This window comes from Pseudomonas sp. Sample_10 (genome assembly GCF_004321495.1).
GTDB lineage: Bacteria > Pseudomonadota > Gammaproteobacteria > Pseudomonadales > Pseudomonadaceae > Aquipseudomonas.
On record NZ_RCOE01000247.1, the window covers coordinates 1 to 12,835 of the forward strand.

The following is a 12,835-nucleotide window of genomic DNA, read 5'->3' on the forward strand; positions in this document are numbered from 1 at the left end:
TGCAGCTCTTTGATAGCTTCTTCGGTGGCGCGATATTCGTTGATCAAGGACATGATTACTACCTTATGTGTGGCGCAGGATGGCAGGGGGACAGTGCCGCAATAATAGTCAGGGTGTTTCATCAAGTAAACATTAAAGCAGGTTTATTTAATTAAATTGTCCGCAATTCGCTGCACATTTTCGATGCAGTTAAATAGTTTGAAGCTCGGCTACAGATATTTACAAAGGAGTGCTTGTGGAAGGCTTACTGCACTGTCGTTTGACCAACGAGGTGCACGGGCAGGCCCAGCGTCGGTTGCCATCTGACAGCACGGCACGTCATCAATACTGCAGTTTTGCTGCGCAATCGCTAGAATGGCCGCCTTTGCGAAGTTCTGGAGTTTCCCCCCCATGCGCACTTTTCGGCTGGTGATTTCCTGCCCCGACCGCGTCGGCATCGTTGCTAAAGTCAGTAACTTTCTGGCGTCACATAACGGCTGGATCACTGAAGCGAGCCACCACTCGGACAATCTCAGTGGCTGGTTCTTCATGCGTCACGAGATTCGTGCCGACTCGCTGCCTTTCGGTATCGAAGCCTTGCGCGAAGCGTTTGCGCCGATTGCCGAAGAATTCTCGATGGACTGGCGTATCACCGATACCGCGCAAAAGAAACGCGTGGTACTGATGGCCAGCCGCGAATCCCACTGCCTCGCCGACCTGCTCCATCGCTGGCACAGCGATGAACTGGACTGCGAAATCGCTTGTGTGATTTCCAACCACGATGACTTGCGCAGCATGGTTGAATGGCACGGCATTCCTTACTACCACGTGCCGGTCAACCCGCAGGACAAGGAGCCGGCTTTCGCCGAGGTTTCGCGTCTGGTGAAACATCACGATGCCGAAGTGGTGGTCCTTGCCCGTTACATGCAAATCCTGCCGCCCGAGTTGTGCAGTGAATATGCGCACAAGGTCATCAACATTCACCACAGCTTCCTGCCGTCGTTCGTCGGTGCCAAGCCGTATCACCAGGCTTCGATGCGCGGCGTGAAACTGATCGGCGCGACCTGCCACTACGTGACGGAAGAGCTGGACGCCGGCCCGATCATCGAGCAGGACGTGGTGCGTGTCAGCCACAGCGACAGCATTGAAGACATGGTGCGTTTCGGCCGTGACGTCGAGAAGATGGTACTGGCCCGCGGTCTGCGTTATCACCTGGAAGACCGGGTGTTGGTGCACGGCAATAAAACCGTCGTGTTCTGATTTACCGCACGACCCGGTTGAAATTCGAAGGGCCTGGGCGTTCAATCGCTTCAGGCCCTTCGCCGTTTCTGCATGAGGACATGACCATGGCCGATCCATTGGACAAAGCCACTTCCAAGGCGCCCGCCACCCTAGGCGAAGGTTGTTTGAGCCGTTACGACCCGGACGACCTGAGCCCGGAGGATGGAACGGAGTTTCCAGGCGCTGCCGAGTTGTGGGAGCAGTTGCAGCAAGAGCCCGACAACCCGCCTAAGCCTGCTTGAGTTTCATCAACTTCTTGAGCAGCGGCCGCCCCAGCATCAGCAAGAACACCGGCCCACCGACCAGCAGATAGAAGTAATAGGTCACTGCCCGCCAGATCAGAATCGCCGCCGCTGCGGTGGATTTCCCCACCATGGGCGCCAGCAGCGCCGCCGACGTCAGTTCCGCCGCGCCGGCTCCGCCCGGCAACAGGCTGAATTGACCTGCACTGAGCGAAAGCATCTGGATCAAAAAGCTCCAGGCCCATTGCAAGTCTGCACCGAGCCCGCGCAGCGCCAGATACAGCACGCTGTAGCGTAAAATCCAGTGCAGGCAGGTCAGGGCAAACACAGTGATCAATGTCTGAAAAGGCAGCTTCAGTGTGTCAGTAAACGCCGCCAGAAAACTCAGGAGCTTTCGCGCCCAGCGCATCCGGGTGGTGGGCTGCACGTTGAGGCGGGCCAGCAGCCGGCCGCTCAGGCGAATCAGCAAGCGGTGATACCGCGCCACAAGCACACAACTGATCAATCCGCCGAACATCGACACGGCACTGACGATCAACAGCCATTCCATGCGCTGGCTCAGGTGTTGAAACAGCGCATAAATCAGAATCCCGCTGAGTGCGCAGAGGAAAAACAACAAATCGCTCAACTGATCCATGGCGAACACGGCACTGCTTCTGGCCGGACGCACACCGTTGCGTCCCAGCAGCGCCATGATAGTCAGCGGGCCGCCGCTGCCGCCAGGCGTGGCGCAATAAGCGAATTCGGCAGCCATGACCACGCCAAGGCTTTTGACGGGGCTGACCTTATGGCGCTGATCGCCCAATAAAAGGCGCAATCGCAGGGTGTTTACCACCCAGCACAGCAGGATCATGCCGAACATGACCAATAATCCGCTCAGCGGAAAAGCACTCAATCGTGACCAGGTTTCGCTTCCACCCAAAAGCCACGGGATCAGCACCGCAGCGAGCAGGCCGATCACCAGCAGGATCCCGCGACTCATGCGGCGCGCTCCCTGTTCTGGCTTTGCAGGGCCAGCCAGTTTGCCTTGGTCATGGGCAATCGTCCGTCTGCCAGCAGGCGCTTGAGGGTTTGCAGCCAGTAGGTGCGCGAGAATTCATGGCGCATGTCGACCGGGTGCAGGCCCAGGCGAATCACCGGTGCCTGGCGCCAGCGTTGTTCGCGCTGATCGCTGACGAGCTTGGACAAACCGCGACGCCAGGCACTGCGTGCGCTCCAGACCAACCCGGGCGCGTCGACCGTGGTGAAATCCGGTAGTCGATAAAGGTGTTGAGGGTCGCTGGTATAACTCAAAGGCAGTTGTCGCAAGGCTTGCCGCGTGCCTTCACTCATCAGCCAGGCCGGCGCGACAAAACCGTGCAGCGGCCAATGGTATCGATCAAACATCGCAATGCCTTCATGCAAACGGGCGAGGGCGGCCTCCCGGGACAAGCTGTAGAACTCGCCTTCGTGGGTATAGACCCGGCGCATGAACCAGTCTCGCGCAGAGTTCAGCGGCGATCCGTCATCGCAATGAAAATAGCCGTGCAGCACCAATTCATCGCCGCGTTCGAGTCGTTCGGCAAGCCGCTGGCGAAAATCCGGATGGGCGTGCAGATCGTTGTGTCTGTGGTAGTTCGGCACCACCAGCCAGGTGATGGGTACGTTGCCCAGTGCGTCCACGGCTTCGACAAAGGGTTGGTAGTCGGCCCAGGTTTGTGGCGCCACATCGTGCAAGACCAGTAACAGGCTGGGCGTATTCATGGGCTCAACCATTGGCCGCGCGTGGCCATTGACTGCCGAGTACGGCGTGATAGTGCCCCAGCAAACTGTTGACCACCGTGTCCCAGGCGTAATGTCGCTCGGCATGAAGTCGCGCCTGTCGGCCGAGGGCCGCACTGTTTTGGGCGAACAGTTCGCGCACGGCGTTGGCCATCGCCTGCGGATCGTTCGGTGCACATAACAGGCCGCATTGATCAGTGACAATTTCCTGAAAAGCCCCTGCCGCCACCGCCACCACCGGAATGCCGCTGGCCATGGCTTCGAGAATGACCAGGCCGAAGGTTTCCTGATCGCCTGCATGCAGCAACGCGTCAGCACTGGCCATCAGGCGCGCGACCTGCGCGGCGGGACAGAATTCATCAATGACGGTGACATTGCCTGGCACCGTGCTCGGCATCGACGAACCGACCAGCAGCAAGTGGTAACGCCTGCCCAGGCGTTTCATGCACTGGAGCAGCACCGGCAGGTTCTTTTCCTTGGAACCGCGACCGGCAAAAATCAGCAGGTGGGTGTTGTCGTCCAGTCCCAATTCGGCCCGCAGGCCCGGATCGCGCTTTTCGGGATGGAAAGTCTGCAAATCGACGCCCAAGGGTTGGACAAAAACGTTTCGAACCCCAAGACCCGTGAGCTTGTCCGCCATCACCTGACTGGGCGCGAGAACCCGGTCGAAGTTGCCGTAAAGCTTGCTGACGTAGGCTTCGACATTGGTGGTCACCCAGTTGCCCATGCGGTTGCTGACCAGCAATGGCAGGTCCGAGTGATAGAAACCGATCACTGGCACATCCAGTTGCCTGCGTGCGTCCAGGGCTGCCCAGGCAGTGAGATAAGGATCGCCGACCTCGATCAGTTCGGGCTGCAGGTCGTGCAGGACATTGCGCCAGGGGGCCAGGCGCAGCGGGAATCGATAACCCTTGCCGAAAGGCAGGGCAGGAGCCGGAACGGTATAGATACCGTCCTGTTCACTGAAAACTGCGCCAGGGACCAGCAAACTGTGGCGAGTGCCGGGCCTTGTACACAGTCGATGATGTTTTGCATCCAGATAAGTGCGCACGCCACCGCTGGCAGGGGCGTAAAACATGGTGATGTCAGCGATATGCACGATGAACACTCCTCCGGTCCGTTGCTCTCCTTGGGTGGACCTTAATGAAGAATAGATGTTCGGTTGAGGTTTGGAGGGGTGGAGCCTGGAAGGCGATTGTTGTGGCGAGGGAGCTTGCTCCCGCTGGGTTGCGTAGCAGCCCCAAAATCGGTGTCCGAAGTGTGTCAGAACAAACACATCGGATGATTTACGACGGCTTCGCAGCCGAGCGGGAGCAAGCTCCCTCGCCACATTGGTTAGTGTTCAGACGTCAGATCCGGAAACTGCCTACCAACTGCTTCAACCGCGCCGCCTGCTGTTCCAGATCCGAACACGCGCGCAACGTCGACTGCAGGTTTTCCACACCTTCCTGGTTCAGCGTATTGATTTCGGTGATGTCGACGTTGATCGACTCAACCACTGCCGTCTGTTCCTCGGTGGCGGTCGCCACCGACTGGTTCATGCCGTCGATTTCGCCGATACGCTGGGTCACGCTGCTCAAGCGCTCACCCGCCAGATTGGCGATTTCGACGCTGTCCTGGCTGTGACGCTGGCTGTCGCTCATGGTGCTGACGGACTCGCGGGCACCGACTTGCAGCTCCTCGATCATGGTTTGCACTTGTTGCGCCGATTCCTGGGTGCGGTGCGCCAGATTGCGCACTTCATCGGCCACCACGGCAAACCCGCGCCCGGCTTCACCGGCCCGCGCCGCTTCGATGGCCGCGTTGAGCGCCAGCAGGTTGGTTTGCTGGGAGATGCTGGTGATCACTTCGAGAATCTGCCCGATGTTCACGGTTTTGCTGTTCAGCGACTCGATGTTGGTGCTCGACGCGCTGAGCATGCTCGACAACTGATTCATCGCGGCAATGCTGCGGTCCACAACCTGCTGGCCGTCTTCGGCGAGGCTGCGGGCGTCACTGGCCTGATTCGATGCTTGCGCAGCATTGCGGGCGATCTCCTGGGCGGCGGCGCCGAGCTGGTTGATCGCGGCGGCGACACTGCTGGTGCGCGATGCCTGCTGGTCGGAGTTGAACATCGACGAGTTCGAGGCCGCCACCACACGCAACGCGACTTCGTTGACCTGGCCGGTGGCGGAAGACACCTCGCGGATCGAACCGTGGATACGCTCGACGAAACGGTTGAATGCCGTGCCGAGCGTGCCGAACTCATCGTTGTTGACGATGGTCAGGCGCTTGGTCAGGTCGCCTTCGCCGTCGGCAATGTCGGCCATGGCGCGGGTCATGACGTGCAGCGGCTGAATCAGGATGCGGATCAGCATGCCCAGCAGGGCGATGATGATTGCCACCGCGATGACGGTCGCCACCACCGCTGAAGCGCGGAATTCGCTGAGCATCGAGAAGGCTTTTTCCTTGTCGATGGACAAGCCGATGTACCAGTTGACCGAGGGTAAGCCTTTGATCGGCGTGAAGCTGACGATGCGGGTCTTGCCGTCGACATCGACTTCACTGAAACCGTTGCCGATTCGCGGCGTGTCTTTCGGATACGCCTCGCTCAGGGACTTCATCACCAGCGCTTTGTCCGGGTGAACCAGGATTTTGCCGTCGGCGCTGACCAGAAAGGCGTAGCCCATGCCGTCGAAGTCGCGGGCGCTGAGGGTATCGATCAGCGTTTGCAGGCTCAGGTCACCGCCGATCACGCCGATGCTTTGCCCGGATTTTTTCGAGGCCATGGCCATGGAAATGATGGTTTGACCGGTCGCCGCATCGATATAGGGCTCGGTCAGGGTCGGCGTGCTGCTGTTTTCCGCCCCCTTGTACCAAGGGCGGACCCGTGGATCGAAGCCATCGGGCATCTTCGCGTCGGGTCGGATGGTGAAATGCCCGGTGGCATCGCCCAGGTAGGACGCCATGAACGTCGAGGTCAGCGCTTTCTGTTCAAGCAGGGCGGCTACGTTGGCTTGTTCCGGGTTGATGGCGATGTTTTGCGAAAGGTTTTCGATCAGCAGAATCCGGCCGGTCAACCATGTCTGGATGTTGTTGGCGGTGACATCCCCCATCTCGTTGAGATAGTTGTCCAGGTCTTCGCGGATGGCATTACGCTGTAAATAGTCGTTGTACAGGGTGAATGAGGCGAAAGTGGCAATGACGATGAGGGCGGCGGCAAGCAGGATTTTATGGCTGAAGCGTAGATTTTTATTCATGGCTTGGGGTCCGCTAAGGTCTTATTGCCCAGCGCGTGCTTTTATAAAGGAACGCAAAAGGGGCAGGGTTGAAAGCAAGTGATATTTCCATCGCTCCTTAAGGGAAATGTCCTACCAGATTGTGTCTGTCTGCTTTGTTGCTATTTCTATCGGCCGTGAAGGATCAAAGATTAACCATGGGTGACCAAATGCATGACTCATTGCAACTCGTTATCGGCGCCGATCTTTCCGGGCAGCCGATCGCCCAGGCCATGCGCCTGGCCAACCGTCACGGTTTGATTGCGGGGGCTACCGGGACGGGCAAGACCGTCACCTTGCAACGTATGGCCGAAGCCTTCAGTGATGCCGGAGTCGCGGTATTTGCCGCCGATATCAAGGGCGATCTCTGCGGTCTGGGTGCAGCCGGTAATCCCCAGGGCAAGATTGCCGAGCGAATCGCCGGGATGCCCTGGCTGAACCACAAGCCTCAGGCTTATCCGGTGACCTTGTGGGACATTCACGGGCAGTCCGGTCATCCACTGCGCACAACCTTGAGCGAAATGGGCCCGTTATTGTTGGGTAGCCTGTTGGAGCTGACGGACAGTCAGCAATCGGCGCTGTATGCCGCGTTCAAGGTCGCCGACCGCGAAGGCTTGTTGCTGCTGGACCTCAAAGACCTGAAGGCATTGCTCAATCACCTCAAGGATCATCCACAGCTGCTCGGCGATGATGCGGCGCTGATGACCACCGGTTCCAGCCAAGCCCTGCTGCGGCGTCTGGCAACGCTCGAACAACAGGGGGCGGAGGCGCTGTTCGGTGAGCCGGCGCTGCAACTCGAAGACATTCTGCAACCGACAGTCGACGGTCGTGGTCGCATTCATTTGCTCGATGCCAGTCGGCTGGTGCATGAAGCGCCGAAGGTCTACGCGACGTTTCTGTTGTGGTTGCTGGCCGAATTGTTCGAGCAATTGCCGGAGCGCGGTGATTCGGACAAACCGCTATTGGCGTTGTTTTTCGACGAGGCGCATCTGTTGTTTGCCGGGACCCCCAAGGCGTTGCAGGATCGCCTGGAACAAGTGGTGCGGCTGATTCGTTCGAAAGGCGTGGGGGTGTATTTCGTCACCCAATCGCCGGGCGACCTGCCGGACGATGTGCTGGCGCAACTGGGTTTGCGCGTCCAGCACGGCTTGCGTGCGTTCACCGCCAAGGAGCAGAAATCCCTGCGGGCGGTGGCTGACGGTTTCCGGCCTAACCCGGCATTCGATGCGCTGTCGGTGCTGACTGAGTTGGGGATTGGAGAGGCGTTGGTCGGCACTCTGCAGGAAAAGGGCACGCCGGAAATGGTCCAACGGGTTTTGGTGGCACCGCCACAGTCGCGGATCGGGCCGCTGAGCGAGACGGAGCGTACGCTGCTGATCGCCGGTTCGCCGTGCAAGGGCCGGTACGACAAGCCGATTGATCGCGAGTCGGCTTATGAAGTGCTGATGGGCCGCAAAGGACTGGCGCCTGAACCCGAGGCTGCACCGGACAAATCCGCCAAGCAAGAGCCAAGCTTCACCGAACAGGCCGGGGAGTTCCTCGGCACGGCGGCGGGGAAGGCGCTGAAGTCAGCGATGCAGCAGGCGGCGAATCAGATCGGCCGACAATTGGTGCGCGGTTTGATGGGCTCTTTATTGGGCGGCAACAAACGCCGCTGAAACCTGTAGGAGTGAGCCTGCTCGCGATGGCGGCGTATCAGTCAACTTATGCGTTGAATGTTACATCGCTATCGCGAGCAGGCTCGCTCCTACATGGGTTCATTATCAGGTTTTGGGCCTGGCGTGCGCCGCCAACCGCTCCAGCGCGGCCCGAAGGTTTGGATCACTGATGCCGTCGGCCGTCGCCTGAATGGTCGCCGCCGCATCATTGGACAAATCCATGGTATGACCGGCCGCGCCTTGTTGAACGGTAGGTGGCTGAACCTTGAACAGAATTCGCGTGAGGCTGGCGAATTCATCGAACATCTGCAATTGCCGCTGCAGGCGTTTTTGCTGGTAGCGCAGGCGAGTGGCCCAATGCCCATCAGTGACGATCAGCAGCAAGCTGCCTTCACGCCAGGACGCCACGTGGCAATGCTCGCGAGCGGCGGGTTGCAGTTGGCTTTCCAGCAGGCGTTGCAGATGACCCAGGCGTTGAGCGTGGCCGAGAATGGCTTTGAGCGGCTTGGCTTCGCGAAGGAGAACGGCGGGTGCTCTGGCCGTAAGAGGGCGAAATGCCATGATCAGACACCTGAAGTAACAGAGCCGCCATGGTAGCAGAAAGCGCCGAATGCACTCGCCCATTGCTTTTGTGGATGCTTTACTCATTAAATCAACGACTAACTTCTTCCCTGAATGGGTTGAAGTTGAGCAAAACGCCCTTATTTTAAGTGAGCCCCGTCAAAGCGCAGTGCCAGCATCGTGGAACATCGCCACTTTCCTCACCACCGTTTCCGGGTAGAATGCTCGTTCGCATGCGGCCATGAGGGCTGCACGGGCGACTCACGGGGCCGCCCTCCATCCCTTTAGTGTGGAAGATCCTGCCGATATGTTTGCGCCTTTGTTAAAGAAACTTTTTGGAAGCAAGAACGAGCGTGAAGTCAAACGCATGCTCAAGACGGTGCAGCTCGTCAATGCCTTCGAAGAGCAAATGGTAGCCCTTTCGGACGATCAATTGCGTGCCAAGACCGACGAGTTCAAGGCCCGCCTCGCCAAAGGGGAAACCCTCGACAAGCTGCTGCCAGAAGCTTTTGCGGTCGCCCGCGAAGCCGGTAAGCGTGTCATGGGTATGCGCCACTTCGACGTCCAGCTGATCGGCGGCATGACCTTGCATGAAGGCAAGATCGCCGAAATGCGTACCGGTGAAGGCAAGACCCTGGTGGCAACACTGGGCGTTTACCTCAACGCGTTGTCCGGCAAGGGCGTGCACGTTGTGACCGTGAACGACTACCTGGCCCGCCGTGACGCCAACTGGATGCGCCCGCTGTATGAATTCCTCGGCCTGACCGTCGGCGTCGTGACGCCGTTCCAGCCGCCGGAAGAGAAGCGTGCCGCCTACGCCGCCGACATCACCTACGGCACCAACAACGAATTCGGTTTCGACTACCTGCGCGACAACATGGCGTTCAGCATGGAAGAAAAATTCCAGCGCGAACTCAACTTTGCCGTGATCGACGAAGTCGACTCCATCCTCATCGACGAAGCCCGTACCCCGCTGATCATCTCCGGTCAGGCCGAGGACAGCTCCAAGCTGTACATCGAGATCAACAAACTGATCCCGCAGCTGGAATTGCACGTTGAAGAAGTCGAAGGCGAAGTCACCAAGCCCGGCCACTACACCGTCGATGAGAAGACCCGCCAGGTCGAGCTCAACGAAGCCGGTCACCAATTCGTCGAAGAAACGCTGACCCGCATCGGCCTGCTGGCTGAAGGCGAGAGCCTGTACTCGGCGCACAACCTGAGCCTGCTGACTCACGTTTACGCCGGTCTGCGTGCGCACAAACTATTCCACCGCAACATCGAGTACATCGTGCAGGACGGTCAGGTGGTTCTGGTCGACGAACACACCGGCCGCACCATGCCGGGCCGTCGTTTGTCCGAAGGCCTGCACCAGGCCATCGAAGCCAAGGAAAACCTGAACATCCAGGCCGAAAGCCAGACACTGGCGTCGACCACGTTCCAGAACTACTTCCGTCTGTACAACAAACTGTCCGGGATGACCGGTACGGCCGACACCGAAGCGTTCGAGTTCCACCAGATCTATGGCCTGCAGGTCATGGTCATCCCGCCGAACAAGCCGCTGGCCCGTAAAGACTACAACGACCTGGTGTTCCTGACCGCCGACGAGAAATACGCCGCGATCGTTGCCGACATCAAGGAAAGCATGGCCGCCGGTCGTCCGGTACTGGTCGGCACAGCAACCATCGAAACGTCCGAACACATGTCCAGCCTGCTCGTGAAGGAAGGCATCGAACACAAGGTCCTCAACGCCAAGTTCCACGAAAAAGAAGCCGAGATCATTGCCCAGGCCGGTCGTCCGGGCGCATTGACCATCGCCACCAACATGGCCGGTCGTGGTACCGACATCCTGTTGGGCGGCAACTGGGAAGTGGAAGTGGCCTCGCTGGAAAACCCGACGCCTGAGCAGATTGCCCAGATCAAGGCCGACTGGCAGAAGCGTCACCAGCAAGTGCTCGAGTCGGGTGGCTTGCAGGTGATCGCCTCCGAACGTCACGAATCGCGCCGTATCGACAACCAGCTGCGTGGTCGTGCCGGTCGTCAGGGCGACGCCGGTTCCAGCCGTTTCTATCTGTCGCTGGAAGACAGCCTGATGCGCATCTTTGCCTCTGACCGGGTGAAGAACTTCATGAAAGCCCTGGGCATGCAGCCTGGCGAAGCGATTGAGCACCGCATGGTGACCAACGCCATCGAAAAGGCTCAGCGCAAGGTTGAAGGTCGTAACTTCGACATTCGCAAGCAACTGCTTGAGTTCGACGACGTCAACAACGAACAGCGTAAAGTGATCTATCACATGCGTAACACGTTGCTGGCTGCCAACAACATCGGTGAAACCATTGCCGACTTCCGTCAGGACGTCCTCAACGCCACCGTCAGCGCCCACATTCCTCCGCAATCGCTGCCAGAGCAGTGGGACGTGGCGGGGCTGGAAGCTACGTTGCAGAGCGATTTCGGTGTAGCACTGCCGATCCAGCAGTGGCTCGACGAAGACGATCACCTGTACGAAGAAACCCTGCGCGAAAAACTCATGCAGGAACTGATCGCCGCCTACAACGAGAAAGAAGACCAGGCGGGCGCCGAAGCGCTGCGCAGCTTCGAGAAACAAATCGTTCTGCGCGTGCTGGACGACCTGTGGAAAGACCACCTGTCGACCATGGACCACCTGCGTCATGGTATCCACCTGCGTGGCTATGCCCAGAAGAACCCGAAGCAGGAATACAAGCGCGAGTCGTTCACGCTGTTCTCCGAGCTGCTGGATTCGATCAAGCGCGACTCGATCCGCGTGCTGTCGCACGTTCAGGTTCGCCGCGAAGATCCGATCGAAGAAGAGCAGCGCCTGCGTCAGGAAGCCGAGGCACTGGCCGCCCGCATGCAGTTCCTGCATGAAGAAGCCCCAGGTCTGGAGCAACCGGAGCAACTGGGTGAAGAGGTCGATGTGGCTCTCGCCACCGCACCGGTTCGCAACGAGCAGAAGCTGGGCCGCAACGAGCTGTGCTACTGCGGTTCGGGCAAGAAGTTCAAGCATTGCCACGGGCAGATCCAGTAAAACCCGTTTCAATCGCTGAAATACCCGCGCCGCGACCGGCTTCTGCCGTCGCGGCGTTTTACCATTTCGAACCACCGTTTTTCCTGAAACGGTGCTGACATCATTTATAAAGGAGCGCATTCATGGCTGTTGGTCTTGGTCCTTTGCCAACGTTGCACCCGGTTGCCGGTTTTGAACTCGGTATCGCCTCGGCCGGTATCAAGCGCCCGGGGCGCAAGGATGTCGTCGTCATGCGCTGTGCCGAAGGCTCGACGGTGGCAGGCGTGTTCACCCTGAACGCTTTTTGCGCAGCGCCGGTGATCCTCGCCAAGCAACGCGTGCAAGGCCCGGTGCGTTACCTGCTGACCAACACCGGCAATGCCAACGCCGGTACCGGCGAGCCAGGCCTGGCCGCCGCCGAGCGCACTTGCGCGAAACTGGCCGAGCTGACCGGCGTCGATGCCAGCCAGGTGCTGCCTTACTCCACCGGTGTGATCGGCGAGCCCTTGCCGGTCGAGAAAATCGAAGGCGCACTGCAAGCGGCCCTCGACGATCTGTCGGTCAACAATTGGGAAGCTGCCGCCACCGGCATCATGACCACCGACACGTTGCCAAAAGGCGCCAGCCGTCAGTTCCAGCACGACGGCGTGACCATCACCGTGACCGGCATCAGCAAAGGTGCGGGCATGATTCGACCAAACATGGCGACCATGCTCGGCTACATCGCCACCGACGCCAAAGTCTCCCGCGACGTGCTGCAAAACCTGATGCTGGACGGCGCCAACAAGTCGTTCAACCGCATTACCATCGACGGCGACACCTCCACCAACGATTGCTGCATGCTGATTGCCACCGGTCAGGCTGCGCTGCCGGAGATCACCCGTGCCGAAGGCGAGCTGTTCGCCAAGTTAAAGCAAGCGGTGTTCGAAGTGTGCATGGACGTGGCGCAGGCCATCGTGCGTGACGGCGAAGGTGCGACCAAGTTCGTCACCGTTGAAGTCAACGGCGGCGGTAATCATCAGGAGTGCCTGGACGTCGGTTACACCGTGGCCCACTCGCCGCTGATCAAGACCG

Annotated in this window: 10 protein-coding genes; 5 read left to right on the top strand and 5 right to left on the bottom strand. The window is 59.2% G+C overall.

The features are described 5' to 3' along the window. The first annotated feature begins 390 nt into the window (after positions 1 to 390). Positions 391 to 1,239 carry a formyltetrahydrofolate deformylase gene (gene purU, locus D8U18_RS24725; protein ID WP_056852683.1) on the top strand — a complete coding sequence of 283 codons (849 nt, stop codon included), beginning with the start codon at positions 391 to 393 and terminating at the stop codon, positions 1,237 to 1,239. Between the two features lie 86 nt (positions 1,240 to 1,325). Then, the gene (locus tag D8U18_RS28825; RefSeq protein WP_177336551.1) at positions 1,326 to 1,502 is read left to right on the top strand and encodes a hypothetical protein; all 177 of its coding nucleotides are present in this window, start codon (positions 1,326 to 1,328) and stop codon (positions 1,500 to 1,502) included. Here the strand turns inward: D8U18_RS28825 and D8U18_RS24730 are convergent. The 4 genes from D8U18_RS24730 to D8U18_RS24745 all read right to left on the bottom strand — a co-directional run bounded on the left by D8U18_RS24730 (position 1,489) and on the right by D8U18_RS24745 (position 6,502). Further along, on the bottom strand, positions 1,489 to 2,484 hold the full coding sequence (locus D8U18_RS24730) for a lysylphosphatidylglycerol synthase transmembrane domain-containing protein (protein WP_056852682.1): 996 nt from the start codon (positions 2,482 to 2,484) through the stop codon (positions 1,489 to 1,491). The two genes, D8U18_RS28825 and D8U18_RS24730, sit on opposite strands and share 14 nt — an antisense overlap. After that, a complete protein-coding gene (locus D8U18_RS24735) occupies positions 2,481 to 3,257 on the bottom strand; it encodes a polysaccharide deacetylase family protein (protein WP_130931711.1) in 777 nt (258 codons plus the stop codon). Before D8U18_RS24735 ends, D8U18_RS24730 begins: the two co-directional genes overlap by 4 nt. After that, a complete protein-coding gene (locus D8U18_RS24740; RefSeq protein ID WP_056852680.1) occupies positions 3,250 to 4,371 on the bottom strand; it encodes a glycosyltransferase family 1 protein in 1,122 nt (373 codons plus the stop codon). The genes D8U18_RS24735 and D8U18_RS24740 overlap by 8 nt, the downstream gene beginning before the upstream one ends. A gap of 241 nt (positions 4,372 to 4,612) precedes the next feature. After that, complete coding sequence (locus D8U18_RS24745) at positions 4,613 to 6,502, bottom strand: methyl-accepting chemotaxis protein (RefSeq protein WP_130905903.1); 1,890 nt, start codon at positions 6,500 to 6,502, stop codon at positions 4,613 to 4,615. A 188-nt stretch (positions 6,503 to 6,690) separates the two neighbouring features. On the opposite strand from D8U18_RS24745, the gene D8U18_RS24750 reads away from it, so the two are divergent. Beyond that, positions 6,691 to 8,178, top strand: coding sequence for a helicase HerA-like domain-containing protein (locus D8U18_RS24750; RefSeq protein WP_130906566.1), 1,488 nt, complete (start codon positions 6,691 to 6,693; stop codon positions 8,176 to 8,178). Between the two features lie 105 nt (positions 8,179 to 8,283). Here the strand turns inward: D8U18_RS24750 and D8U18_RS24760 are convergent, their stop codons facing one another. Then, the gene (locus D8U18_RS24760; protein ID WP_056852678.1) at positions 8,284 to 8,739 is read right to left on the bottom strand and encodes a DciA family protein; all 456 of its coding nucleotides are present in this window, start codon (positions 8,737 to 8,739) and stop codon (positions 8,284 to 8,286) included. Positions 8,740 to 9,046: 307 nt separating this feature from the next. On the opposite strand from D8U18_RS24760, the gene secA reads away from it, so the two are divergent. Together secA and argJ are read left to right on the top strand one after the other, a co-directional pair. Next, a complete protein-coding gene (gene secA / locus D8U18_RS24765; protein WP_131108773.1) occupies positions 9,047 to 11,782 on the top strand; it encodes a preprotein translocase subunit SecA in 2,736 nt (911 codons plus the stop codon). A 122-nt stretch (positions 11,783 to 11,904) separates the two neighbouring features. Beyond that, the coding region (gene argJ, locus D8U18_RS24770) for a bifunctional glutamate N-acetyltransferase/amino-acid acetyltransferase ArgJ (RefSeq protein ID WP_131108775.1) at positions 11,905 to 12,835 on the top strand (931 nt) is incomplete at its 3' end.

Bases quoted from the DNA above. Each gene is read 5' to 3' on its own strand.
- secA (WP_131108773.1), top strand. From the start codon at position 9,047: ATGTTTGCGCCTTTGTTAAAGAAACTTTTTGGAAGCAAGAACGAGCGT.
- D8U18_RS24760 (WP_056852678.1), bottom strand. From the start codon at position 8,739: ATGGCATTTCGCCCTCTTACGGCCAGAGCACCCGCCGTTCTCCTTCGC.
- D8U18_RS24745 (WP_130905903.1), bottom strand. From the start codon at position 6,502: ATGAATAAAAATCTACGCTTCAGCCATAAAATCCTGCTTGCCGCCGCC.
- D8U18_RS24730 (WP_056852682.1), bottom strand. From the start codon at position 2,484: ATGAGTCGCGGGATCCTGCTGGTGATCGGCCTGCTCGCTGCGGTGCTG.
- D8U18_RS24735 (WP_130931711.1), bottom strand. From the start codon at position 3,257: ATGGTTGAGCCCATGAATACGCCCAGCCTGTTACTGGTCTTGCACGAT.
- purU (WP_056852683.1), top strand. From the start codon at position 391: ATGCGCACTTTTCGGCTGGTGATTTCCTGCCCCGACCGCGTCGGCATC.
- D8U18_RS24750 (WP_130906566.1), top strand. From the start codon at position 6,691: ATGCATGACTCATTGCAACTCGTTATCGGCGCCGATCTTTCCGGGCAG.
- D8U18_RS28825 (WP_177336551.1), top strand. From the start codon at position 1,326: ATGGCCGATCCATTGGACAAAGCCACTTCCAAGGCGCCCGCCACCCTA.